The following is a 25,065-nucleotide window of genomic DNA, read 5'->3' as shown; positions in this document are numbered from 1 at the left end:
AATAACAATGAAAATCATCATTTTGGGGGCAGGACAAGTAGGTGGCACGCTTGCTGAAAACTTGGTCGGTGAAAATAACGAAATTACCGTTATCGATTCAGACCCTACCATACTGCGTGGACTTCAAGACCGACTTGATCTGCAAGTAGTGACTGGTGTGGGGTCACACCCTGATGTACTGCGTAAAGCCGGCGCAGAAGACGCCGATATGCTGATAGCAGTGACCAACAGTGATGAGAGTAACATGTTGGCCTGCCAGGTAGCTTACAGCTTGTTCAAAACTCCTACCAAGATTGCCCGTGTACGTTCTGAGCAATACATCATCTATCAAGAGCAGCTTTATAAGCAGCAAGATATTCCCGTTGATCATATTATTGCGCCAGAACAACTGGTCACTAAAGCCATCAAACGTCTTATTGACTACCCAGGTGCGCTTCAAGTGGTTGAATTTGCTGATGGTAAGGCGAGCTTGGTTGCAGTAAAAGCCTACTATGGTGGTTTATTAGTCGGTCACGCCCTGTCTGCACTTAAAGACCATATGCCTAACGTAGAAACTCGCGTTGCTGCCATATATCGGCGAGGCCGTCCTATTCGTCCATTGGGAACAACCGTGATAGAGGCTGATGACGAAGTTTTCTTTATTGCAGCGACTAAACACATTCGTGCCGTGATGAGCGAACTTCAAAAGCTTGAGTCTAGCTATAAGCGAATTATGATTGCAGGCGGTGGATTGATTGGTGCAGGTTTAGCCAAAAAGCTAGAGCATAACCACAATGTAAAGCTGATTGAATACAGCCCAGAGCGGGCGAAGTATCTTTCCGCCAATTTAGATAAAACCATCGTTTTCAGTGGCGATGCCTCTGACCCAGAGCTACTTAGTGAAGAAAACATTGAACAGGTAGACGCTTTCATCGCCGTCACTAACGATGATGAAGCGAATATAATGTCAGCGATGCTGGCAAAGCGCATGGGGGCAAAAAAAGCCATGGTGCTTATTCAGCGAAGCGCCTATGTAGACTTGGTTCAAGGAGGCGAAATAGATATTGCCTTTTCACCTCAGCAAGCCACCATTTCCGCCCTGTTAACCCATGTGCGTCGCGGGGATATTGTTAACGTTTACTCGTTAAGACGCGGCGCCGCTGAGGCCATTGAAGCCATTGCACATGGTGATGAAAATACCTCTAAGGTCGTTGGAAAACAAATCGGTGATATTAAGTTACCTCCGGGCACCACCATTGGCGCTATTGTCCGCGATGACCAGGTAATAATCGCGCACAGTGATACAAAAATAGAAGCTAACGACCACATTATCTTGTTCTTAGTTGATAAGAAATACATTAGTGATGTGGAAAAGCTGTTCCAGCCAAGCGCTTTTTTCTTTGGCTAGTGCACTGCATTAGGAAGTGAATTTAACAAACTGATTAATGCTAATAATAGTGTTATTAGAGGCGGTAAAATAAGTTTTACAGCACGCATCGAAGGGCGTTACTCTTCGCCCTTTCTCTTAATTTGAAAGCGCTATGAACTCTCAAATTAACTACGCCAAAACGTAGGTGAAAACAGCACCAGAAGCGAGAACACTTCCAATCGTCCAAACACCATAGCTGTTACCAGGATCCATTTTCCAGCATCGCTTACATCAGCATAATTCGCTGCGACACTGCCAAGTCCTGGGCCTAAGTTATTCAACATTGCAGCTGTTGCGGTAAACGCGCTTAGATTGTCGAGACCCGTTGCAATAAGACCAATCATTATTATCACAAAGACCACAGCATAAGCTGAGAAAAAACCCCACACAGCTTCTACCACTCTATCAGGCATCGCTCGGTCACCGAGCTTTACGCTATAAACGGCTTTAGGATGAATGAGCCTATCAACTTCTCGCTTACCCTGTAAGAACAGTAAGCACACCCGAACGACTTTTAAACCGCCACCCGTTGAGCTTGCGCAACCACCAATAAAGCTAGAAAAAATAAGCATGATAGGTAGAAACGTTGGCCACACAGAAAAATCCGTTGTTGCAAAACCTGCCGTGGTACTAATTGACACCGCTTGAATCATAGCTTGGTCGAGAGCTTGCTCCGCTGAACTGTAGTAGCCTGAAAGCGTAAGCACTAAAAAGCAAATGCCGATAAGCGACGCTTGGATAATAAAGAACGCTTTAAATTCAGGGTCTTTGAAGTAGCCTTTTACTGACCGTGAACTCACCGCAGCATAATGGAGCGAGAAGTTAAGTGCTGCGATAAGCAAAAAGACCGTACAGACTACATTTACCATAGGGCTGTTAAAGTACCCCAAACTGGCGTCATGGTTTGAAAACCCACCGATGGCGACAGTAGAAAAGGCGTGGCAAATTGAATCAAAAACACTCATTCCTGCTAGCCAGTATGCACCAGCACATGCAATAGTGATTGAAAGGTAAATGTACCATAAATGCTTTGCTGTATCGGCTATGCGCGGCGTCATCTTATTGTCTTTTACAGGGCCCGGCGTTTCAGCTCGGTAGAGCTGCATACCCCCCACACCTAAGATAGGCAGAATCGCAACGGCAAGTACGATGATACCCATACCACCTAGCCATTGTAGCTGCTGGCGATAAAATTGTACTGAGTGCGGCAGAAAGTCTATTCCCTCTATAACCGTTGCGCCAGTGGTTGTTAAGCCTGAGAAAGACTCAAAAAAAGCATCGGTTATTGTCATACTTGGTTGTTCTAGCAAAATTAGAGGAATTGCCCCCACACTTGCTAGTACTGTCCAGAAAAGCGCAACGATAAGGAAACCTTCACGGGCCCTTAAATCATTTTTTTGCTGACGATTGGGATACCACAGCGTCATACCGCCAATAACGCACAATATAAATGCGAGGGTGAAAGGAAGGCCGCTGCCATCTTGATAAACTAACGACACGATAGCAGGTGGGATCATGGTTACGCTAAATAGCGCAATCAGTAATCCAAGTATTCGTATAATGGCACGGTAGTGCATTTTTTATTAAGCCTTTGTTCTTATAATGGCGCAATCGTTTCAGTGTGTCTTTGAACAATGCCAAAGAGCATCTCACTCCAAGGCCAATGATTCTTTACTATACATTTTTTAGCGTGTTATGCCGTTTGGGTTAGATGAATGTTTAAAAACACTATCAAAAACATTCATCTCGCTATAGTTTGAGCTTAAGCGATGGTCGAGAGTATAGATTTTTGATTATAAGGCGATTATCTATACGGGGAAACCTTTGTCTCCCCTATTCACTTTACTATGTAAATATCGATGGTACAGATATCATTTCATGGCAAGGACGGTACTCACCATTTTACTGATGCTCGCATGGGCTTCGCTAATGCTATTCGCCATCATGTAAGCTGGTGTTGTAACAAGTTTAGCGTCGTTATCTACAACCACTTCATCCACTGCACAATCGACATGACACGCACCTAAAGCATTAAGGGCGTTAGCAGTATCGTTATCGTTACCTATCGTCATCTTTGTTTGATTGCCATACACTTTTGCGGCAAGCGCTGGCGCAATACATGCGTAAGCAGCGGGCTTTTTCGCTCGAGCAAAGGCTTCACAAACATTGAGTACGTCTTCATTGAACGTACAATTTGCACCGTCTACTGCAAAAGTACATAGGTTCTTTGCCGCGCCAAAACCACCTGGCAAAATTAACGCATCGAATGCATTAACGTCACATTCCGTTACCGGTTTTATATTCCCTCGTGCAATACGCGCTGACTCTACAAGAACATTTCGCGCTTCACCTTCAGAAACTTCACCCGTTAAATGATTGACGACGTGTAATTGCGCTACGTCGGGTGCGAAGCATTGATAAGACGCGCCTTCTTGCTCTATGGCTAAAAGCGTTAATACCGCCTCATGTAACTCAGCTCCGTCGAATACGCCACTTCCACTTAAAATCACGGCTACTTGCTTCATATTATTCTCCTAGGCGACATGCCATCTACTTATAAAAAAATTGGCTATTAAACACGCAATTGCTCAAAAAAAGTTCTTAATAATACGTATATACAATGTTAATGGTTATGCTACATTACTTGGCCAACTTGGTTAAACCAAAAATAAACGTTCACCAAGTTATCCACATAAAATGGAATGTTTAGTAGCAGGTATGCTGTTTTCACACCTTTGTCTCATTCCCTTATTTTTCTTGATTTGAAAGGTGATCTTTAATTTGACAAAGATCATCCGGATCACTGTGCCTTAAACTTTAGATCACAATGTTATCCACAGGCTAATAACGATCCACTCTCCATCCTAATCTTCCTTCATTATATGGCGATCTGATAAAGGCTGTGGCATCCTTGCGCTCATATTTTATATTGGAAAAACGTCATCTATGCCTGACTCTAAAAAGCCTCCCTTTATTCTCGTTGATGGATCGTCATATCTTTTTCGCGCCTTTCACGGGCTTCCGCCGCTGACAAACTCAAAAGGCCAAGACACTGGTGCTATTTATGGCGTTGTGAACATGCTTAAAAGCTTGATCAAACAATACAACCCTACGCATATGGCGGTAATCTTTGATGCCAAAGGCAAAACGTTTCGTGATGATATTTATAAAGAGTATAAAGCGAATCGTCCTCCCATGCCGGATGAACTAAGAAGTCAGATCGAGCCTTTACACAACATTATAAAAGCAATGGGCTTACCTGTTATCGTAGAGTCAGGAGTTGAAGCAGATGACGTAATTGGCACGTTAGCAAAACACGCGACTGAAAAGGGCATCGAGACGCTCATCAGTACGGGTGATAAAGATATGGCGCAGTTGGTTAACGAACACGTTACTCTGATCAATACCATGACTAACCAGATTATGGACGTTGAAGGAGTGAATACTAAGTTTGGTATTCCACCGGAACTTGTGATCGACTTTTTAGCCCTTAAAGGTGATAAAGTTGATAACATCCCGGGCGTCCCGGGTGTAGGTGACAAAAGTGCCCAAGCTTTGCTAAACGGTATTGGCGGCATTGACGACATTTTTAAGAATTTAGATAAGATTGCCGAACTCTCCTTTCGAGGTAGTAAATCCATGGCTGCTAAAATGGAAGAGTATGAGGAACAAGCTCGCCTTTCCTATACCCTTGCCACTATCAGTGTTGATCTAGACTTAGACTATGATGTCGAAACGCTGATGCCTTGCCAGGCAGACAACGAACAGCTTCGCGATCTGTTTGCAGAATATGAATTTAAGCGCTGGCATGCCGAGGTGAGTGCACTGGTTGCGGGGGGTGATACATCAAACACCCCAAGTACAGATGCTGACGATAACGACGACAACGAAGAAGAAAGTGGATCTTCGCTCTCTGTAGAGATTGACAAGTCAAAATACGAAACCGTACTTGATAAGGACCGCTTTGATGAGTGGGTTGATAAATTAGCGAAAGCCGAATTAATTGCCTTTGATACCGAAACCACCAGCCTGAACTACATGGATGCGGAGATAGTTGGCGTATCGTTCTGTATTGAAGAAGGCGAAGCTGCTTACGTGCCTGTTGCCCATGATTATCCCGATGCACCAGCCCAATTATCAAGAGAATTTGTACTGGATGCTTTGAAGCCTATTTTGGAATCGGACCAAGTAATAAAAGTAGGCCAGCACATTAAATATGATAAGAATGTTTTAGCTAACTACGACATTACATTAAACGGCATAGGCTTTGATACCATGCTTGAAAGCTATGTACTGAACAGTACTGCACAGCGACATGATATGGACTCACTTGCCCTCGCCTACCTTGGCCATAAAACGATTCATTTTGAAGAGATTGCTGGCAAAGGCGCCAAACAGCTTACGTTTAACCAAATTAATCTCGATGAAGCTGGGCCTTATGCCGCAGAAGACGCCGATATTACCCTTCGATTGCACAATGCTATTTGGAGTAAACTGAAAGAGATTCCAGAGCTTAAAAATTTACTAATAGACGTAGAGGTCCCTCTAGCCTGTGTACTTTCTCGAATGGAGCAGGAAGGCGTGCTGATCGACAGCCAAAGGCTGCGCCAACAAAGCCAAGACCTTGCTAAACGTATTGCTGAACTTGAAAATGAGGTCCATGAAGAAGCGGGAGAACCGTTTAACTTGGGCTCAACCAAACAGCTTCAGCACATTCTTTTTGAAAAAATGTCGCTACCCGTTATTAAAAAAACGCCAAAAGGCGCGCCGTCGACCTCTGAAGACGTGCTTCAAGAACTTGCGCTTGAATATCCGCTTCCAAAGAAAATTATGGAATATCGCGGCTTAACAAAGCTTAAGAATACCTATACCGATAAGCTACCGAAGATGATTAATCACAGAACCGGACGTGTTCATACATCTTATCATCAGGCAGTGACCGCAACGGGTAGATTATCTTCAACCGATCCTAATCTACAGAATATTCCGATTAGAAATGAAGAGGGCCGTCGCGTACGTCAGGCATTTGTACCTAGAGAGGGTAATAAGTTTGTCGCAGCCGATTATTCACAAATCGAGCTTCGTATTATGGCGCACCTATCCGGCGATAAAGGTCTTCTAGATGCGTTTGCTCACGGTAAGGATATCCATAAGGCAACGGCAGCTGAAGTATTTGGTGTGCCGTTAGAAGAGGTGACAACAGAGCAACGCCGCAGCGCAAAAGCCATTAACTTTGGTCTTATTTATGGAATGAGCGCGTTTGGTTTATCTAAACAACTTAATATTCCACGCAATGAAGCACAAAAATACATGGACCTCTACTTTGAACGCTATCCTGGTGTACTGGACTACATGGATTCAACCCGTGAGACCGCAAAAGAAAAAGGCTATGTAGAGACTGTATTTGGTCGAAGACTTTATTTGCCAGATATTAAAGCAAGTAATGGAGCTCGTAGAAAAGGGGCTGAACGCGCCGCAATCAATGCACCGATGCAGGGGACAGCAGCGGACATCATTAAGATGGCAATGATTAAGGTAGATGATTGGATAAGAAAAAATGCATCTGACGATGTCACCATGATGATGCAGGTACACGATGAACTGGTTTTTGAAATTAAAGAAGACAAAGTAGATGCCTATGTTTCTACTATTACTTCGATAATGGAAAGTGCAGCTACGCTAAATGTGCCTCTTGTTGTAGAAGCCGGCGTAGGCGAAAACTGGGATGAGGCGCATTAATTCGGTAATTAGATTACAGTTTCAACAGTGAAACGTGAGAAATTACTCAATAATTTGGTAATTTAATTACATAACACCCTTGCCTTTTCTGTGCGTTGTTGTAATATTACGCATGTAGGGTACAGAGGTGAGAAAGCTGTTTTCAAACCTTTGCTTTAACCCCGACAGTTTTGTCGGGGTTTTTTTATGTCCGAAGAAAATAATTAACCTTTAATTATCAGTAGCTTAATTTTTTTGAAATAATTTTTTTAACTTTTTCGGAACTTCTCTATTTCTGGCTACTCTATATCTACGGTTTTTATGTGTTTTCTCTCAGTTTACGCCTCGCACTACGCGGGGCGTTCTTTTTTCAAAGACACTGTTTTGCTATCACAATAGCAAGAGTTATCACTCCCCTTCACTATCAGACTCTTCAGCACTATCGTTTTTATTTAATCCGAACCATGTATCTAAAATGCGTTCCAGTTCTGGTAAACCATGTTTATTTAGTGACGAGAAGGTTTGTACGGTTACATCGCCCATGAACGCCATTGCGGCCTCCCGAGCCATAAGAAGCTGTGCTTTTCGCTTCCCGCTTTTTAATTTGTCAGCTTTCGTAAGTAGTGCCAATACCGGTATATCTGACGCTACAGCCCAATGAATAAGGTCTTGATCTAAATCTTTAAATGGATGACGAATGTCCATCAGCACTACCAAACCTTTAAGCGATTTACGCTTCTGTAAGTACTCGCCCAGTGATGCCTGCCATTTCTTTTTCATTGCCACAGGAACTTTGGCAAAGCCGTAGCCAGGTAAGTCGACTAGACGAAGGTCTTCCTCTAATTCAAATACGTTGATTAATTGGGTTCGACCTGGCGTCTTACTCGTTCTCGCTAAGTTTCTTTGACGAGTAAGGGTATTAAGTGCGCTTGATTTCCCAGCATTAGAACGACCCGCGAACGCGACTTCAATGCCAGTATCATTTTTCAAGTGACGAATGTCTGGTGCACTCGTAAAGAATTTTGCTTTGGTGTAGTACGACATCTAGAATAACCTCAACATGCGTCACAACCTTTGGTTTACAGTTATTTAATGAATAAACCAGCTAAAAACCATAGTTTTATCATGGAATAGGTTTTTCTGACGCGTTAAATGTGTAAAATACGCATGATATCACGTATATCACGCGAGCCGTTGGATCCATTTAAGAGATTTATTATGAAAAAACTGTGTTTGTTGGTATGTATGTCTTTAGGTTTAAGCGCAACTGCGATAGCAGAAGGCGATGCCGAGGCAGGAAAAGCGAAATCTGCAGTATGTGCAGCCTGTCATGGCCCTGATGGCAACAGCATGATTGACATGAACCCAAAACTTGCTGGCCAGCATGAGAAGTACATCGTTAAACAATTAGCCGAATTTAAACTGGCCTCTCAAACGGGCGGTGAAGAAGGTCGTAACAATGCTGTGATGAACGGTATGGCTGCTCCTCTTTCAGAACAAGACATGAAAGACCTCGCAGCTTATTTCTCGAGCCAAGAGCCAAAAGCGGGCGAAACACCTGAGCAATACGTTGATGCTGGACGTGCACTTTACCAAGGCGGCGACGAGTCGAGAGGCGTAACAGCGTGTATCGCATGTCATGGCCCGAAAGGTAACGGTATGGGTTTAGCTGGCTTCCCCAATATCAGCGGTCAACACGCAACTTACACAGCTTCGCAGCTTAAAGCATTCCGTTCAGGCCAGCGTCATAACGATATGAATGGCATGATGCGTGATATCGCAATGAAATTAACCGATGAAGATATTGAGATTTTATCTAACTATATCGCGGGCTTACACTAAGCGAGACCGTTATTAGGCATTGTTGTTAAAATTTTGTTACCAAAAAAGTTGTATTTTGAAATTATTCGTGTAATCTAACGGCGTAGTTTGTAGGGGCCTTTGAAAACCTACAGACTAAATAACAAGAATAATAATAAAAATGCAGCATGGAAGACGGGATAAAGAGCCACGAGGGCCAAAAACAACAATACAGCTCTGCTAACAAAAAAAATAAGGGGAGCACAGCTAGGGAAGTTAGATACACATAGATGTGTATAACGGGAGAGGTGTCATTGACACTCATACAATGTAAGGTGATGGTGAAAGCCATCACCTTTTTCTTTTTCTAGTACTTTGCAAATTACCTGCTTTTTTATGTCTTGCCCTTTATGTTTAAGCTCTACACCACCGTCTCATTATCACAGTGATAAAAAACGTGACTACCATCAATGTAACAATTGTAGCTTGGTCTATGTTGCTCCTGATTCCTTACCATCTAAAGAACAGGAAAAACAAGAATATGATCTGCATGAAAACAACTTTGAAGATGAAGGTTACAGAACGTTTTTGAGGAAGCTTGTGACACCACTAACGCTTTTTATCAAAGACTTAAAGACAAAAGAACTACGAGGGTTAGATTTCGGCTGTGGCCCTGCCCCAGTTTTAGCGAGCATGCTAGAAGATGAAGGCATTAAAATGAACACTTACGACCCCTTCTATGCCAATATGCCTCAAGCGCTAGAACAACAATACAACATCATTACGTGCACAGAAGCTATTGAGCACTTTCATACTCCTCATAAAGAATGGGCATTGTTTACCACACTTCTAGCCTCAGAAGGTGTACTTGCCATTATGACAAAGCGAGTTATCGATAAAGCACGCTTCGCTAATTGGCACTATAAGAATGATATTACCCACGTTAGTTTTTTCAGTGTGGATACTTTCGAATTCTTAGCACGTAGAGATGGGTTTGACGTGAGTTTTCCGGAAAACGATGTAGTTTTAATGAGAAAACGCTAGAACGAAACATCGAATACGTAAATTTATGTGCATTGATTTTCGACTGCTAACCCAAAGATCAATACGTAGGCATGAATTCGCGCTATAATGGCGCTGTTTTTTCACACTCTTTGTTATTTGGAAATTATGGCACGTTCAAAGAAATCTCGTAAAGTCGGCTTAATCGGCGTTCGAAAAGATCCTGACTTTAAACCTAGCGAAAACCGCAAATCTGACTCGCCTCGCCCGAAAAAGCATAAAGGCAAGCCTGCTGGTAACCGCCACAATGTTGAACAAAAAAAAGTGACTGGCAAAAAGAGTGCAGAGAATAAAGATCCTCGCCACGGCAGTAAAAAGCCTATCCAGCTCGTTAAGTCTGTCACCCCCACACCCGTTCAAAAGAAAAAGTTCGCGACGCCAGCACAAGAGTTGGCTGCGCTAGAGGCTGACCAGCGCCTATCTGACTTACTCGATAAGCTTGATGACGACAAACCATTGACTCGAGAACAACAGGCTTATGTTGATGAAAAGATGGCCCGTCACCGTATTCTTTGTGATTTACTTGGCATAGTCGAAGAGGACGATGAAGACGATGATATGGATCCGTTTGACGATTTAGACGCTATTAACATTGACGACTTCAAGCATTAATAAAAACGGGAACAATTCATGCTTTGGGCAGTACTTTCAGGCATAGCACTATTAATTATTGTTGGGTTAGGTTTTTATGCAGGTAAGCTGTTGTTTCTTTTGAAGCAGCAGAAGGCACGTCAGGAGGCCACAAGACAGTCTAGAATAGCCAATATTACCGATAGTATTATTGTTATTGCTAAAGCAATGGATCAGCAACAATGCGATTTATCGGAAGGCGTTATCCGCATAGTGAATTTGCTGAATGCACTGCCAATTAAAACGCCACCAGATTTTAAGGACCAGTATCCACAGATTTATGCGCTTTTCGCTGAAATAAGTGGGTTTGCAGTTTTGGAAGAAAGACAAAAGCTGCCTAAAAGCGAACGTAAAAAGCAAGACGTAGCCCGAGAGCAAATCGAGTCAGAGTTCGAGTCGAAAGTATTGGCAGAGCTTCCACCGTTGCAATCCTATTGCCAAACACTCATAGCAAACAAACAAGTGTGTTGAACATTTGTTCTAGTTTTTGAACCTAGGCCGATGCGCAGATTGCACTCGGTCAATGGTGTACGCCCCCCTTATACTAACGTGATTGCCTTTCAACGTCATTTAGTGATGTGATATCACCGATGTCACTTAACAGCTAATTGACAGGTCTTCTCGTAACAATGACATGTTACTTCATGATCGTTAACCATACCAACGGCCTGCATAAACGCATAGCAAATCGTTTCACCTACAAAATTAAAGCCGCGTTTTTTTAATGCTTTTGACATCGCCTGAGACGTCTGTGTAAAAATCGGCGCTTGCTTGAAATCGTCCCATGCATTAATAACGGTGCGTCCTTCAGTGAACTGCCAAATAAACTCGCTAAACGGCTGTGTTTCTTCTATGGCAAGAAACCCTTTGGCATTTTTGATAATCGACTCTATTTTCAGCCTATTCCTTATTATTCCGCTATCAAGCATAAGCCTATCGACATCAGAAGATCCCATCAAAGCTATTTTTTCAGGGTCAAACTGGTGAAATGCGCGCTCAAAATTTTGCTGTTTTTTTAAGATAGTCAGCCAAGATAAACCGGCCTGTTGACCATCAAGACATAACTTGGCAAATAGTGCGCAACTGTCCAATTCCGGTACACCCCATTCGTTATCGTGATAAGCGAGATAGATAGGATCGTTGCTCACCCAGCCACATCGGTGTAAAGGTGTTTTTTGTTGTGTTTTCTGTTGGTTTGACATGAATGAAGATTAAATCCTTACTGTGTACAGGCAATTGGGCTTTATTCGTAACGTTTTTTCACCCTTTACACCTACATACTATGCCTCACAAATTGTATACTATCCCACCTTTATTTTTAGTCAGATAACCAATAAGCAGCGGATGTATGCAGAAATACGATATTAAGACCTTTCAAGGGTTGATCCTTGCGCTTCAAGATTACTGGGCGCGTCAGGGCTGCGTTATTATTCAGCCTCTGGATATGGAAGTGGGTGCAGGTACATTTCACCCTATGACGTTTTTACGTTCTTTGGGCCCAGAGCCAATGAGTAGCGCCTATGTTCAACCATGCCGCCGACCTACTGATGGTCGTTATGGCGAAAACCCAAACCGCTTACAGCATTATTATCAGTTCCAAGTAATGCTCAAGCCTTCACCTGATAACATTCAGGAGTTGTATTTGGGCTCTTTGAAAGAGTTAGGTTTTGATCCGTTAGTTCACGACATTCGCTTTGTAGAAGACAACTGGGAGTCGCCAACGCTGGGCGCCTGGGGTCTTGGCTGGGAAGTATGGCTAAACGGTATGGAAGTCACACAGTTTACGTACTTTCAGCAAGTAGGCGGCCTTGAATGTAAGCCTGTTACCGGTGAAATTACTTACGGTCTTGAGCGACTCGCCATGTACGTACAAGGCGTAGATAGTATCTATGACTTGGTTTGGACCGACGGCCCTATGGGTAAAGTTACCTATGGTGATGTATTCCACCAGAACGAAGTTGAGCAGTCGACATATAACTTCGAACATGCCAATGTTGAAGCCTTGTTTAGAACTTTCGACGAATGCGAAGCAGAAAGCAAAAAGTTGATCGAAAACAACCTACCTTTACCTGCTTACGAGCAAGTAATGAAGGCGTCTCACGCATTTAATTTACTTGATGCCCGTCATGCTATCTCCGTTACCGAGCGTCAGCGCTACATTCTTCGTGTTAGAACCTTAGCTAAAGCGTGCGCAGAAAGTTATTACCAAGCGCGTGAAGCATTAGGCTTCCCACTATGTAACAAGGAGGCATAAGCGTGCGTACAGAAAATTGTTTAGTTGAATTAGGTACTGAAGAGTTACCACCAAAAGCGCTAAAATCTTTGGGTGAAGCCTTCGCCACACAGTTTGAAGCAGCGCTAACACAAGCGGACCTAGACTTTGACTCGGTTAGTTGGTTTGCAGCGCCTCGCCGCCTTGCTGTTTATGTTTCAGGCCTTGCCGAAGGTCAAGCTGACAAAGTGGTAGAAAAACGTGGCCCGGCAGTGTCGGCTGCATTTGATGCAGACGGAAATCCTACCAAAGCAGCTCAGGGCTGGGCGCGCGGTAATGGCATTGATGTAGCCGATGCAGAGCGGCTCGTCACTGACAAAGGTGAATGGTTACTTCACAAAGCTCAGGTTCCAGGACAATCAGTTGCTGAGCTACTAGAAGGGCTAATCAACCAGGCAGTAAGCAAGCTGCCTATTCCAAAGCCAATGCGTTGGGGTAATTACAATACACAGTTTATACGCCCTGTTCACACCCTTTGCGTGCTTTACGGTAGCGAAGTGGTTAACGTGCCGGTATTAGGGCTAACAAGCGACCGCGTTGTTCAAGGTCACCGCTTCCATGGTGACGGACGCTTTGAGCTCGATCATGCGGATAATTACGCTTCGGCTCTAGAACAACAATACGTGCTAGCAGATTTTGAAGCGCGCAAAGACAAAGTACGTCAGCAATTAGAAGACGCCGCGCAAAGCTTGTCACTTAAACCAGATTATAACGAAGACTTACTTGAAGAGATTGCGTCACTCGTAGAGTGGCCTGTTGTACTTCAAGCTGGGTTTGATAAGGCTTTCTTAGAAGTGCCAAAAGAAGCCCTTATCTACACAATGAAAGACGACCAGAAATACGTGCCGCTACTAGATAGCAACGGTGCTCTTTCAAACACTTTCTTGTTCGTAACGAATATCGAAAGTCGCGATGCGTCTCAAGTTATTTCTGGTAACGAAAAGGTTATCCGCCCTCGCCTGGCAGACGCCGAATTCTTCTTTAACAGCGATAAAAAGACAACATTAGAAAGCCGCCTTGAAAGCTTAGAAACCGTGTTGTTCCAAAAACAGCTTGGTACGCTAAAAGAAAAGTCTGAGCGTATATCTGCCCTATCGGCGTTTATTGCTTCGCAAATAGATGCGAATGAAACACAAGCAGCCCGTGCTGGTCTTCTTGCCAAAACAGACTTAATGTCGAACATGGTGATGGAGTTTCCAGATGTTCAGGGCGTTATGGGCAAATACTATGCGCTGAACGACGGTGAAGATGCACCTGTTGCAGAAGCGCTATATGAACAATACATGCCGCGTTTTGCTGGTGATGCGCTACCTAGTTCAGGTGTTAGCGCATCGGTTGCGCTAGCTGACAAGCTAGATACATTAGTAGGTATCTTCGGTATAGGCCAATTACCTAAGGGTGATAAAGACCCTTTTGCGCTTCGTCGTGCCGCAATCGGTGTTTTACGTATTGTCACTGAGCTATCACTACCGTTAGATCTTGAAGCCCTTGTAGGTAAAGCTATTGATGTATATGGCGACAAGTTAACAAATACTGATATGCAAACGCAGGTTGTTGATTTTGTACTAGGTCGCTTCACCGCGCTTTTACAAGATCAAGCTATCGCCATTGACGTGATTCAAGCCGTTGCTGCACGTCGTCCCACCAAGCCAGCTGATTACTTAGCCCGCGTTCATGCCGTAGATAAGTTCAGAGCATTGGATGAAGCTGAAGCATTAGCAGCCGCTAATAAGCGTGTAGCAAACATTCTTGCTAAGCAAAATGTAGAAGTGACAGATACTGTTAATATTGATGAATCACTATTAGTAGAAGATGCTGAAAAAGCCCTTTATAAAGAGCTAAAAGCGGCACAGAAGGAAGTCCAAAGCGCCGTACCTACACAAGACTATACGCGCATATTAACTGCCCTCGCTACGCTGCGTAATGTAATCGATAATTTCTTCGATAACGTAATGGTAATGGCAGATGATGAAGCGGTTAAAAATAACCGACTTGCTTTACTGTCGCTTTTAAGGCAACTTTTCCTTACTACCGCAGATATTTCAATTCTCGCGAAGTCGTAAGTAAGCTAGTAAACGTTAATGTGGTTTAAGACCGCAAAAGACGAAAAGCCCAGCTTCAATGTTGGGCTTTTTCATAAATGGAGACGCTGTGAAAAAGTTATTAACTATTGCTTCTATGTGCATCGCTCTCTCGGCATGTTCAAGCAGTGGAAGCTTTAAGATCCCAGAGATAGCACCGGATGTCCCTCGCATTCAGTTTGAAAACATGTTTCTTAGAGGTGTATTTAACTGGTGGGAAGCCGATGCGAGCTACAAGTTCAAACGTTCAAGCTCAGGTTGGACTGTTGACGTTGAGCTCATTGCTGACGGCCAACCCTACGACTTTAGATTGTCAGATGCGAAATGGACTCCCTCACAGAGCTGTGGCGGCAAATATAAGGGTCAGCCCGTAATGTTAGGCTCTACCGTTTATTTGGTCTGTGAGCAAGGCTCAGAGAACTTACAATTTACGCCTTCATCAACTGGAACCTATCGCTTTACAGCAACAGCGGCAAGTGCGGGGGAAGTCGCTTTGGTTGTTTCAAAATTATAAGTGAAATATAGTTTGAAGTACGAAAAAAAAAAGCGACCCTTTGGGTCGCTTTTGAATTAACGGCTATTTCAGCTCCAGACTACACGTCCAAGTTTTCTACTTTAAGCGCATTGGCTTCGATAAACTCTCTGCGAGGTTCAACTTGATCGCCCATCAAGGTTGTGAACAACTGGTCACAACCAATGGCGTCTTCAATTGTCACCTGAAGCATACGACGGCCTTCAGGGTCCATCGTCGTCTCCCATAGCTGCTCAGGGTTCATTTCACCTAACCCTTTATAGCGCTGAATATACTGACCACGTTTTGCTTCGTTCATTAACCAATCAAGTGCTTCTTTAAACGACTCTACAGGCTGCTTGCGTTCACCACGTTGAATGTAAGCATCGACACCCATCATATCGTTTATCGCCAAGTTGAGCGCTTTAAGGCGCTGATATTCTGACGACTCAATAAACTCATGATCGATATTATATTCATAATCAATACCGTGCATGCGCATGATTATCGTAATGTAGTATTCGCTTAGTTCAGCGTCATTACGGATTTCATAGCGATATGTTGCACCGTCATTTTCTCGCTCTGTAAGCTGCTCAACAAAGTGTTTTGCAACATGCTCCAGTGCGCTTTGGTCTTTAAGGTCTTCTAAGTTAAGCGTTGGCGTATAGAGCATTCTGTAAAGAATAGATGAAGGCATTAAACGCTTCATACGATTTATCATCTTCTCTGCAGACTGATACTGTTTAACAAGATTTTCTAAGCCAACACCGCTAATACCTGGGTCATCATCGCTAGTATGCAATGATGCACCGTCGATAGCGATTGAGGTAAGGTAGTTTGTTAAGGCATCGTCATCTTTAAGATATTGCTCTTGCTTGCCTTTCTTCACTTTATATAGCGGTGGCTGTGCAATGTATACATATCCACGCTCGATGATTTCAGGCATTTGACGATAGAAGAACGTTAGTAGAAGCGTACGAATGTGAGACCCATCCACGTCAGCATCGGTCATGATGATGATGCTGTGATAGCGTAGTTTATCTGGGTTATATTCGTCACGCCCAATACCACAACCTAGTGCCGTGATAAGCGTTGCAACTTCTTGTGAAGAAAGCATCTTGTCGAAACGCGCTTTCTCAACATTCAAGATTTTACCTTTAAGCGGCAAAATTGCTTGGTTCTTACGGTTACGACCTTGCTTTGCAGAACCGCCCGCAGAGTCACCCTCCACTATGTACAGTTCACTTAGCGCAGGATCTTTTTCCTGGCAGTCGGCCAATTTTCCAGGTAAACCTGCTAAATCTAATGCTCCTTTACGGCGAGTCATTTCACGCGCTTTTCGAGCAGCTTCACGAGCACGCGCTGCATCTATAATTTTACCCGCAATAATTTTACTCTCAGCAGGGTTTTCTAATAGAAACTCTGCCAGTTTCTCATTCATTGCAGATTCAACCGCTGGGCGAACTTCAGAAGAAACAAGCTTATCTTTGGTCTGTGAACTGAATTTAGGATCTGGAACCTTAACTGACACAACCGCTGTTAGCCCCTCTCGAGCGTCATCACCGCTTGCGTTCGTTTTCGCTTTTTTATTCAGCCCTTCCTTTTCCATGTAGTTATTTAACGTACGTGTTAATGCACCACGGAAACCAGCTAGGTGAGTACCACCATCTCGCTGTGGAATATTATTTGTGAAACAGAATACATTTTCTTGAAAGCTGTCATTCCACTGCATCGCAACTTCTACAGAAATTCCATCTTCCTGTTCACTGGTGAAGTAAAATACCTTTTGATGAACTGGTGTTTTTTTCTCGTTCAAGTACTCAACAAATGCTTTTATACCACCTTCATACATGAAGTGATCTTCTTTACCATCGCGCTCGTCTTTCAAGCGAATGGAAACACCAGAGTTTAAGAACGATAGCTCGCGAAGGCGCTTCGCCAGAATATCATAGTGATACAACGTATCAGTAAAGGTGTCAGAACTAGGCCAAAAACGGATCATAGTGCCCGTTTTATCACTATCGCCAGTTACTGCTAATGGAGCCTGAGGAACGCCATGAGCATATTCCTGCTCGTGCGCCTTTCCACCGCGACGAATTCGTAATTTCAATCGGCTAGACAGTGCGTTTACAACCGACACACCTACACCATGAAGACCACCAGATACCTTATAGGAATTGTCGTCGAACTTACCGCCTGCGTGTAGGACGGTCATAATAACTTCTGCAGCAGACACTCCTTCTTCTGGATGCAGTTCTGTTGGTATGCCTCGACCATCGTCAGACACAGAAACTGAACCATCACTGTGAATTAGCACAGTAATTTCAGAACAGTGTCCAGCCAGTGCTTCATCGATAGAGTTATCGACCACCTCGAAAACCATGTGGTGTAACCCGGTACCATCATCGGTATCACCGATATACATACCAGGGCGCTTTCTTACGGCATCCAATCCTTTAAGTACTTTAATACTGGACGAGTCGTAGTTGTTCTCTGCTGACATACTAGCTTTTACTCCTCTTTCACGCTTCCATGTTCCACGTGAAACATTTTCTTTTCGTTATATTTTTGTATAAAAGCGAGTTGCGAGGATTCTATTGCAGTAACGAAAACCTGCGTATCCATTTCGAGCAACCCATCAATAAATTGTTCTCTTTTATCTGCATCTAATTCAGCACCGACATCGTCAAGTAAAAATATACTTTTTCGATTTGTTGCTGAATTGAAAAACTTAGTTTGCGACATTTGTAGCGCAGCCACAGCCATTCTAAGCTGCCCTCTTGATAAAAGCTCTTGGGCATTGACACCGTTAACTTTAAGTCTTAAATCGGCTTTATGAGGCCCAGAAGAGGTATGCCCTATTTTACCATCATACTCACGTTTTTTAACCAAGCTTTCTGATAAACACACATCTTTTTCCCACCCTCTATAGTAACTTAATTCGACATCGAAGTTTGGAAGAAATTCACGGGCATATTCTTTAAAGATTGGGGTAAGGCTATCAACGTACTGGCGTCTTTTGTCCGTTAGTGATTCCCCGAGCTGGACGAACTGCGACTCCCAATATTGATTCTCTGTAGCATTTAAATTAGCCATTTGTTTCAAAAGCGCATTTCTATGTTTTAAAAACTTAGAATACTGGTTTGCCAACAATTGAAAATCATGTTCCACGTGGAACAATCCCCAATCTAAAAACCTACGACGCTCCGATGGAGAGCCGATAATTAAATCTGTGCTCTGCGGTGTGAAGAGCTGTAACGGCACTAAGCTAACTAAGTCAGACAGCTTGCTAGAATGCACACCGTTGATACTGCATGTGAAAGACTCTGCGCGACTGCGCTGAATACCCAACTTACACAACTCAGCCTTTTCCGTTTTACACGATGCAAAAACGCTAAAGCTGTCTTTGTCATTTTGGATAACAGACCCATGTTTATTCGTTCTAAAGGAGCGACCAAAACCAAGATAGTATAGCGCTTCTATCAGTGACGATTTTCCACTGCCATTTGCACCTCTTATAATCGTTAAAAGTGGCGATGGAGAAAAATTGACAGAAGATAGATTACGAAATTGTGTAATCTGGACACGGTCCAGTTTCATGAGGTCACGCTGAAAATAAAAAGAAGCGATAAACTTTTGTTGTTAATCGCTTCCTGAAATAAGACATTAAACAATATAGAATTAACTAACTACCCTGAGGAATAGCATACACCGACTTGCTTCACAGGCGCATTGGCATGATTACGTATAAAGCAGCATCATCAGCGTCATCTTCAATTAAAGCACTAGCATTCGAGTCTGACAAACTTACTTTTACGCCATCAGACCCTAACGCGTTTAGTACATCAATAAGGTAGGCAACGTTAAAGCCAATCTCTAAATCGTCACCCTGATACTGAACATCAACAATTTCTTCTGCTTCTTCTTGCTCAGGATTATTGGCCGTAATTTTAAGTTCGCCAGAACAAAGGTTTAAACGCACGCCTCTAAACTTTTCATTAGACAAGATAGCTGCTCTTGAAAACGCGTCTTTTAACACAGCTTTACTCGCTAGTACTTCTTTATCGCCATTTTGCGGAAGCACACGTCGATAGTCAGGGAAGCGCCCATCAACTAATTTCGAAGTAAATATGAAATCATTCGAAAAAATGCGTAAATGGTTAGCACCAATTTGTACCTTTAGAGATTTATCATCCTCACTAATAAGGCGTGATATTTCTAACACCCCTTTGCGAGGAATAATTACCTGACGTGAAGGAAGCGCGGTCTCGTAATTCAAACGACAAAGTGCAAGACGGTGTCCATCTGTAGCAACGGTCCGAATAGTATTTTCTTCCGTTTCAAGGGACATACCGTTCAGATAGTAACGAACGTCTTGTTGAGCCATCGAGAAACTTGTTGCATCTATAAGACGTTTAAGGTCGCTGCACGTTAATTCAAATTCAACTTCGCCTTCCCAATCTTCAAGATTAGGATAATCATTTGCAGAAAGCGTAGATAGTGTATAACGACCTCGCCCTGCGCGAATAAGTGCTTTGCTACCATCAAGAGAGAAGTGAATATCTGTTCCCTCAGAAATACCACGAATGATATCGAATAACTTTTTCGCAGGGACAGTAATTTCCCCTTCGGTAAACTCACCTTCTAGTTTTACACTAGAAATCAGTTCGACCTCTAAATCTGTACCTGTAAGCCAAAGTGCGTCTTCACTTACTTTAATAAGCACATTAGAAAGAATTGGCAACGTATGCCGGCGCTCTACAGCGCCAGACACTAACTGAAGGGGTTGTAAAAATTGTTCACGGCTTATAGTAAATTTCATCGCAGTGCTATCTCGCCTCTAAGGTCGTGTTGTTAGGAAGACAAAGTCCTAATGAGGTTCTTATAGTCTTCTTTTATATCATGACTTTCTTCTCTTAGCTGCTGTATTTTTCTACATGCGTGTAAAACCGTTGTATGGTCTCGCCCACCAAATGCATTTCCGAGTTCAGGAAGGCTGTGGTTAGTGAGCTCTTTCGCTAACGCCATAGCGACCTGACGGGGACGCGCTACACTTCGACTACGTCGTTTAGACAAAATATCAGCAACTTTTATCTTATAATAATCTGCGACTGTTTTCTGAATATTATCAACCGTAACCAGTTTTTCCTGCAAAGCGAGAAGATCTCTCAATGCTTCACGCACAAAATCTATGGTAATAGGACGACCGGTAAAGTTTGCGTTAGCAATTACACGGTTAAGTGCGCCCTCGAGCTCACGTACATTTGAACGCAAACGCTTGGCAATAAAGAACGCCACTTCATTAGGTAAATGAATACGATTTTCAGCAGCCTTGCGCATCAAAATAGCCACTCGCGTTTCGAGTTCAGGCGGCTCGATAGCAATAGTTAAGCCCCAACCAAAACGCGATTTCAATCTATCTTCTACCCCATCAATCTCTTTAGGGTATCTATCAGAGGTAAGAATAATTTGTTGGTTACCTTCTAAAAGCGCATTAAAGGTATGAAAAAACTCTTCTTGTGAACGCTCTTTATTAGCGAAGAATTGAATATCATCGATAAGTAACGCATCAACACTGCGATAGAAGCGCTTAAAGTCTTCTATGGCGTTATTTTGTAGTGCCTTAACCATATCCTGCACAAATCGCTCAGAATGCATATAAACGATTTTTGCGTCGCCATTGTTTGCAACAATGCCATTACCTACTGCATGCAAAAGGTGAGTTTTACCTAAACCCGTACCACCGTATATAAACAACGGGTTATAAGAACCGCCAGGGTTGTTTGCTACCTGTGTAGCAGCCGCACGAGCAAGCTGATTAGATTTACCTTCAACAAAGTTGTCGAACTGATAAGTAGGATTTATGTTGCTCTTATGTCTCATTGCCTCAGGGATCGGGACCACTTTTGGCTGCATAGATGAACGTGTTTGTTGATTACCGTATTGATTAGGATCGTAGCGATCTTGATTCTTAGACCCATGATCTCCGTGATCAACATATTGTCGATTAGGTGCAGACGATGGCGTTACCCTATTACCAGATTCTTGGTTATTGATATAGTTCCCAGATGGTGAACCTCCAGCTGTTGCTGGCGTCGATGAATAGGGAGAAGAAGAATGATTATTGTTAATCGTGGCATGCTGATTAGGTGCGTAACTATTGCTGCCCTGATAGCCTTGATTACCTGTAACTGTATTTTGCCCGGAATAACCTGCATTAGCGCTGCTTCCTGATGAGGAAGAGACATTTCCGCTTACTGACTGTGAGCGGCCATTACTGTGACGGCTCATCACTTCTAAGCGCAACTGCGGCGCGTCATTGCCAGCAAATTCTCTTAGCAAGCCTGTTATATTATTAAGGTACTTATCTCTTACCCAATCAAGAACAAAGCGATTTGGCGCATATAAGGAAACCATACCGCCCTCTTCCTCACAAACAAGCGGTCGTATCCACATACTAAATTGCTGCGTTGGTAATTCCTGACGCAATCTTTCAAGGCATTGGTTCCACAAAGACATAGTACGTAGCTAACTCCCGTTACTCGCAAGAAAAGCCAACATCGAAAATGCCATATATAGAAAATCAGGCACCAGAAAGCGCCATCAGAGAGAAATAGCGTTGGAAGTGTTGGGTAACAGCGAGAAATTAAATTATCGTTTTATAAGCTGTGGATTATCTAACGTTATCAACATAAAGTAAATAACGATCCTCAACGATCTTTACGATCAAAAACCTATGCTATTGATTTTATAAACTTTTAGTTTTAGATCAAATCATACTATGTAGAGAAAAATTCAGTCTAAATAAGACGTAAAAACACAGAAGATCCCCTTGCAATTTTTAAGTTCAGTGATGTTTTACACAAACTACTGTGGATAACCTTAGTGACTTTTACACGTTATTCACAAGAACTTTGTATGAGAAACTGACTTACTGTTTAAAATATAGTAAAAATTGTTCACTTATTCGTCCGAAAAGGAAGAATATCCATTGACACGAGGCCACGAGATCTCTAGAATTCAGCGTCCTTTTTCGATGGGCTTTTCTGGTGAAAACACCACATTATTCTGAAAGCAGCGTAATGTGTTACCAAAAACGCCTATGTTTAACTAAATATAAGTGAGACTTTGGTCATGAAAAGAACATTTCAACCGAGCAATTTGAAGCGCAAGCGTTCTCACGGTTTTCGTGCTCGTATGGCGACTAAAAATGGTCGTAAAGTACTAGCAGCTCGCCGTGCAAAAGGCCGCGCTCGTCTTTCAGCTTAATTGAAAGACGCTAAAGTGGGCGAGAATACGTTTTCTAGGGAGTTACGTCTGTTAACTCCCACCCACTTTACCTATGTGTTTGATGACGCAACCCCAGCTGTATCTCCCTCTTTTACTATCCTAGCTAGAAAAAATACTCTTTCAAATCCTCGCTTAGGCATTACTTTGGCAAAAAAGCGCATACGCAAAGCCCATGATAGAAATCGCTTAAAACGCTTGGTCAGAGAAAGTTTCAGGCACAAACAACACAATCTACCCAATGTCGATATTATCGTTATTGGCAAGTCTGGCGCAGACAAGCTTAGCAACCAAGAAGCATTTTCAACATTGGATAAGCTATGGAAAAAATTAAACAAGCGTTGCAGCAACTCTTAATAGTGGTGCCATTGACTTTGATAAAGTGTTATCAATGGTTCATATCACCTATATTAGGGCAACGATGTCGTTTCCATCCTTCTTGTTCTTGGTATGCTATAGACGCATTAAAAACGCATGGATTGGTAAAAGGCGGTTGGTTATCTATTAAACGCATATTAAAATGCCACCCTTTGCATGCCGGCGGATACGATCCAGTGCCGGAAAAACAACAAGATAAACACTCAAAATAAAGAGACCTCTATGGAATCGCAACGTAGTTTTCTGATAATTGGCCTTGCGCTAGTTAGCTTTTTGCTTTGGCAGTCATGGCAAAAAGATTATGGGCCACAGCCAGTTGTGCCTGTTGAACAACAAACGCAAGAAGCATCTCAGGGCGTACCGTCATTTGTTGATAATAGCAGTGAAGATGTACCAAGTAGTGATAGCGTTCCGGCAGCACAGCCCGTTGCAGCATCACAAACTAGCAACCGAATTATTGAAGTCAAAACCGATACACTGGATGTACGCATCGATTTGCTCGGTGGTGATGTAGTATCAGCGGACTTACTTAAATTCCCGGTCGAGCAAGGGTCTGAGATTCCTTATAGCCTACTTCGTTCAGGTAACGGACTTTACGTAGCACAAAGTGGCCTTATTGGAGCGCAAGGTCCGGATGCAAGCAGCAGTGGCCGCCCAGTTTATACTGCGCAAAGTGAATTCTACGAAATGACCGGCGATACTCTGGTTATTCCACTTACTTGGAAAAATAATCAAGGGCTAGCTATAACCAAAACATTTACGTTTACCAAAGATAAGTACGACGTAAACGTTAGCTATAGCGTTGAAAACAATACTGGTAATGCGGCAACTGTTCAGCCTTATGCGCAGCTTAAACAAGTGATGGAATTTGAAGATGACAGCAACATGTTTATGCCAACATATCGTGGTGCTGCTTACTCAACTGAAGATGACCGCTATCAGAAATACTCGTTTGACGAGATAGAAGATGAAAAGCTTCGTGAAACTACGAAAGCAGGTTGGGTTGGTATGCTTGAACACTACTTTGTTTCAGCATGGGTTCCTTCACAAGAGCAAACCAACACACTGTATTCACGCAACCTGAATAATCAGTACGCGGTTATTGGTGTTTTATCGCCATCTGAAAGCATTGCACCAGGGGAAACCAAGACACTGGCTTCGACCCTTTACATGGGTCCGAAAGATCAAGAGAAACTTGCTAAGATTGCACGTGGTTTAGACCTAACAGTGGACTACGGCATTTTGTTCTGGATCTCACAGCCGCTGTTCGCCCTACTTACGTTCCTGCATAGTCTGGTTAATAACTGGGGTGTGGCGATTATCCTTATCACTATTGTAGTGAAAGGCGCGATGTACTGGCTAACTAAGAAGCAATACGAGTCAATGGCACGTATGCGCAACTTAGCACCTAAGATGCAACAGCTTAAAGATCGCTTTGGCGATGACAGACAAAAAATGTCTCAAGCCATGATGGAGCTATACCGCAAAGAGAAAGTAAACCCTATGGGTGGGTGTTTACCACTTCTTCTTCAAATGCCTATCTTCCTAGCACTTTACTGGGTGTTGATGGAGAGTGTTGAGCTTCGCCATGCTGACTTTGTACTTTGGATCACTGACCTTTCTACGAAAGACCCATATTTTGTGCTACCTATTCTTACTGGCGCAAGTATGTATCTATTGCAAAAACTACAGCCAACCACCATTACTGACCCTATGCAGCAGAAAATTATGCAGTGGATGCCAGTAGCAATGAGTGTGTTCTTCCTGTGGTTCCCTGCAGGTCTGGTACTATACTGGTTAGTCAGTAACGTAATTACCTTGGTTCAAGCCAAAATGATTTATGCTTCAATGGAGAAGCGGGGCATCAGCAGTAAATAAGCTGTTGAGCATTTAATTATACAGCCCGCCTACGCGGGCT

General features: G+C 43.1%; 21 protein-coding genes. 13 read left to right on the top strand and 8 right to left on the bottom strand.

Going from position 1 to position 25,065, the window contains the following annotated elements; genetic code table 11:
* Nucleotides 1–7: 7 nt before the first annotated feature.
* Nucleotides 8–1,387: a Trk system potassium transporter TrkA gene (gene trkA / locus JC525_RS13575; protein ID WP_198816297.1), complete on the top strand. Its 1,380-nt coding sequence runs from the start codon at nt 8–10 to the stop codon at nt 1,385–1,387.
* Between the two features lie 146 nt (nt 1,388–1,533).
* On the opposite strand, the gene JC525_RS13570 is transcribed toward trkA, so the two are convergent.
* Both JC525_RS13570 and elbB read right to left on the bottom strand, forming a co-directional pair.
* Nucleotides 1,534–2,985 carry a TrkH family potassium uptake protein gene (locus JC525_RS13570; RefSeq protein WP_198816296.1) on the bottom strand — a complete coding sequence of 484 codons (1,452 nt, stop codon included), beginning with the start codon at nt 2,983–2,985 and terminating at the stop codon, nt 1,534–1,536.
* A 294-nt stretch (nt 2,986–3,279) separates the two neighbouring features.
* Nucleotides 3,280–3,933, bottom strand: coding sequence for an isoprenoid biosynthesis glyoxalase ElbB (gene elbB, locus JC525_RS13565; RefSeq protein WP_198816295.1), 654 nt, complete (start codon nt 3,931–3,933; stop codon nt 3,280–3,282).
* Nucleotides 3,934–4,354: 421 nt separating this feature from the next.
* Between elbB and polA the strand changes: the two genes are divergently transcribed.
* On the top strand, nt 4,355–7,147 hold the full coding sequence (polA, locus tag JC525_RS13560; protein WP_198816294.1) for a DNA polymerase I: 2,793 nt from the start codon (nt 4,355–4,357) through the stop codon (nt 7,145–7,147).
* A 387-nt stretch (nt 7,148–7,534) separates the two neighbouring features.
* Here the strand turns inward: polA and yihA are convergent, their stop codons facing one another.
* Nucleotides 7,535–8,170 (bottom strand): ribosome biogenesis GTP-binding protein YihA/YsxC, encoded by a 636-nt coding sequence (gene yihA, locus JC525_RS13555; protein WP_198816293.1) that lies wholly within the window; start codon nt 8,168–8,170, stop codon nt 7,535–7,537.
* A gap of 174 nt (nt 8,171–8,344) precedes the next feature.
* Between yihA and JC525_RS13550 the strand changes: the two genes are divergently transcribed.
* The 4 genes from JC525_RS13550 to JC525_RS13535 all read left to right on the top strand — a co-directional run bounded on the left by JC525_RS13550 (nt 8,345) and on the right by JC525_RS13535 (nt 11,089).
* The gene (locus tag JC525_RS13550; RefSeq protein WP_198816292.1) at nt 8,345–8,968 is read left to right on the top strand and encodes a c-type cytochrome; all 624 of its coding nucleotides are present in this window, start codon (nt 8,345–8,347) and stop codon (nt 8,966–8,968) included.
* A gap of 354 nt (nt 8,969–9,322) precedes the next feature.
* Complete coding sequence (locus tag JC525_RS13545; RefSeq protein WP_198816291.1) at nt 9,323–9,970, top strand: class I SAM-dependent methyltransferase; 648 nt, start codon at nt 9,323–9,325, stop codon at nt 9,968–9,970.
* A gap of 126 nt (nt 9,971–10,096) precedes the next feature.
* Nucleotides 10,097–10,600, top strand: coding sequence for a Der GTPase-activating protein YihI (yihI, locus tag JC525_RS13540; protein WP_105932377.1), 504 nt, complete (start codon nt 10,097–10,099; stop codon nt 10,598–10,600).
* An 18-nt stretch (nt 10,601–10,618) separates the two neighbouring features.
* On the top strand, nt 10,619–11,089 hold the full coding sequence (locus tag JC525_RS13535) for a DUF2489 domain-containing protein (RefSeq protein ID WP_198816290.1): 471 nt from the start codon (nt 10,619–10,621) through the stop codon (nt 11,087–11,089).
* A 122-nt stretch (nt 11,090–11,211) separates the two neighbouring features.
* Here the strand turns inward: JC525_RS13535 and JC525_RS13530 are convergent, their stop codons facing one another.
* Nucleotides 11,212–11,820, bottom strand: coding sequence for a DNA-3-methyladenine glycosylase I (locus JC525_RS13530; RefSeq protein WP_198816289.1), 609 nt, complete (start codon nt 11,818–11,820; stop codon nt 11,212–11,214).
* A gap of 146 nt (nt 11,821–11,966) precedes the next feature.
* On the opposite strand from JC525_RS13530, the gene glyQ reads away from it, so the two are divergent.
* From glyQ to JC525_RS13515, 3 genes are all read left to right on the top strand, one after another.
* On the top strand, nt 11,967–12,872 hold the full coding sequence (gene glyQ, locus JC525_RS13525) for a glycine--tRNA ligase subunit alpha (RefSeq protein WP_014947716.1): 906 nt from the start codon (nt 11,967–11,969) through the stop codon (nt 12,870–12,872).
* Nucleotides 12,873–12,874: 2 nt separating this feature from the next.
* Entirely contained in the window at nt 12,875–14,953 is a 2,079-nt protein-coding gene (gene glyS / locus JC525_RS13520) for a glycine--tRNA ligase subunit beta (RefSeq protein WP_198816288.1), read from the top strand.
* An 88-nt stretch (nt 14,954–15,041) separates the two neighbouring features.
* Nucleotides 15,042–15,485, top strand: coding sequence for a hypothetical protein (locus JC525_RS13515; protein WP_236547115.1), 444 nt, complete (start codon nt 15,042–15,044; stop codon nt 15,483–15,485).
* Nucleotides 15,486–15,564: 79 nt separating this feature from the next.
* Here the strand turns inward: JC525_RS13515 and gyrB are convergent, their stop codons facing one another.
* From gyrB to dnaA, 4 genes are all read right to left on the bottom strand, one after another.
* Nucleotides 15,565–17,985, bottom strand: a complete 2,421-nt coding sequence (gene gyrB, locus JC525_RS13510) for a DNA topoisomerase (ATP-hydrolyzing) subunit B (RefSeq protein ID WP_198816287.1) — start codon at nt 17,983–17,985, stop codon at nt 15,565–15,567.
* 8 nt (nt 17,986–17,993) lie between these two features.
* Nucleotides 17,994–19,082, bottom strand: a complete 1,089-nt coding sequence (gene recF, locus JC525_RS13505; RefSeq protein WP_198816286.1) for a DNA replication/repair protein RecF — start codon at nt 19,080–19,082, stop codon at nt 17,994–17,996.
* A gap of 121 nt (nt 19,083–19,203) precedes the next feature.
* Nucleotides 19,204–20,304 carry a DNA polymerase III subunit beta gene (gene dnaN / locus JC525_RS13500; RefSeq protein WP_198816285.1) on the bottom strand — a complete coding sequence of 367 codons (1,101 nt, stop codon included), beginning with the start codon at nt 20,302–20,304 and terminating at the stop codon, nt 19,204–19,206.
* Between the two features lie 32 nt (nt 20,305–20,336).
* A complete protein-coding gene (gene dnaA, locus JC525_RS13495) occupies nt 20,337–22,001 on the bottom strand; it encodes a chromosomal replication initiator protein DnaA (RefSeq protein ID WP_198816284.1) in 1,665 nt (554 codons plus the stop codon).
* A 615-nt stretch (nt 22,002–22,616) separates the two neighbouring features.
* Between dnaA and rpmH the strand changes: the two genes are divergently transcribed.
* From rpmH to yidC, 4 genes are read left to right on the top strand one after another with little or no spacing between them, the layout of a single operon-like run.
* Nucleotides 22,617–22,751, top strand: a complete 135-nt coding sequence (gene rpmH, locus JC525_RS13490) for a 50S ribosomal protein L34 (RefSeq protein WP_014290886.1) — start codon at nt 22,617–22,619, stop codon at nt 22,749–22,751.
* 15 nt (nt 22,752–22,766) lie between these two features.
* A complete protein-coding gene (gene rnpA, locus JC525_RS13485; RefSeq protein ID WP_198816283.1) occupies nt 22,767–23,126 on the top strand; it encodes a ribonuclease P protein component in 360 nt (119 codons plus the stop codon).
* On the top strand, nt 23,111–23,359 hold the full coding sequence (gene yidD, locus JC525_RS13480; protein WP_105932387.1) for a membrane protein insertion efficiency factor YidD: 249 nt from the start codon (nt 23,111–23,113) through the stop codon (nt 23,357–23,359). Before rnpA ends, yidD begins: the two co-directional genes overlap by 16 nt.
* 10 nt (nt 23,360–23,369) lie before the next feature.
* Nucleotides 23,370–25,025, top strand: coding sequence for a membrane protein insertase YidC (gene yidC, locus JC525_RS13475; RefSeq protein ID WP_198816282.1), 1,656 nt, complete (start codon nt 23,370–23,372; stop codon nt 25,023–25,025).
* Nucleotides 25,026–25,065: the final 40 nt, after the last annotated feature.

It is taken from the genome of Alteromonas sp. IB21 (assembly GCF_016405965.1).
In the GTDB taxonomy this organism is placed as follows: domain Bacteria; phylum Pseudomonadota; class Gammaproteobacteria; order Enterobacterales; family Alteromonadaceae; genus Alteromonas.
The sequence above is the reverse complement of the archived record's forward strand: the minus strand, read 5'-3'. Positions and strand labels throughout refer to the sequence as shown.

Excerpts from the sequence above, each read along its gene's own strand:
- JC525_RS13570 (WP_198816296.1), bottom strand. The coding sequence starts at position 2,985 with ATGCACTACCGTGCCATTATACGAATACTTGGATTACTGATTGCGCTA.
- JC525_RS13550 (WP_198816292.1), top strand. The coding sequence starts at position 8,345 with ATGAAAAAACTGTGTTTGTTGGTATGTATGTCTTTAGGTTTAAGCGCA.
- JC525_RS13530 (WP_198816289.1), bottom strand. The coding sequence starts at position 11,820 with ATGTCAAACCAACAGAAAACACAACAAAAAACACCTTTACACCGATGT.
- rpmH (WP_014290886.1), top strand. The coding sequence starts at position 22,617 with ATGAAAAGAACATTTCAACCGAGCAATTTGAAGCGCAAGCGTTCTCAC.
- gyrB (WP_198816287.1), bottom strand. The coding sequence starts at position 17,985 with ATGTCAGCAGAGAACAACTACGACTCGTCCAGTATTAAAGTACTTAAA.
- trkA (WP_198816297.1), top strand. The coding sequence starts at position 8 with ATGAAAATCATCATTTTGGGGGCAGGACAAGTAGGTGGCACGCTTGCT.
- dnaA (WP_198816284.1), bottom strand. The coding sequence starts at position 22,001 with ATGTCTTTGTGGAACCAATGCCTTGAAAGATTGCGTCAGGAATTACCA.
- yidC (WP_198816282.1), top strand. The coding sequence starts at position 23,370 with ATGGAATCGCAACGTAGTTTTCTGATAATTGGCCTTGCGCTAGTTAGC.
- dnaN (WP_198816285.1), bottom strand. The coding sequence starts at position 20,304 with ATGAAATTTACTATAAGCCGTGAACAATTTTTACAACCCCTTCAGTTA.
- polA (WP_198816294.1), top strand. The coding sequence starts at position 4,355 with ATGCCTGACTCTAAAAAGCCTCCCTTTATTCTCGTTGATGGATCGTCA.
- JC525_RS13535 (WP_198816290.1), top strand. The coding sequence starts at position 10,619 with ATGCTTTGGGCAGTACTTTCAGGCATAGCACTATTAATTATTGTTGGG.
- JC525_RS13545 (WP_198816291.1), top strand. The coding sequence starts at position 9,323 with ATGTCTTGCCCTTTATGTTTAAGCTCTACACCACCGTCTCATTATCAC.
- glyQ (WP_014947716.1), top strand. The coding sequence starts at position 11,967 with ATGCAGAAATACGATATTAAGACCTTTCAAGGGTTGATCCTTGCGCTT.
- recF (WP_198816286.1), bottom strand. The coding sequence starts at position 19,082 with ATGAAACTGGACCGTGTCCAGATTACACAATTTCGTAATCTATCTTCT.
- yihI (WP_105932377.1), top strand. The coding sequence starts at position 10,097 with ATGGCACGTTCAAAGAAATCTCGTAAAGTCGGCTTAATCGGCGTTCGA.
- yihA (WP_198816293.1), bottom strand. The coding sequence starts at position 8,170 with ATGTCGTACTACACCAAAGCAAAATTCTTTACGAGTGCACCAGACATT.
- elbB (WP_198816295.1), bottom strand. The coding sequence starts at position 3,933 with ATGAAGCAAGTAGCCGTGATTTTAAGTGGAAGTGGCGTATTCGACGGA.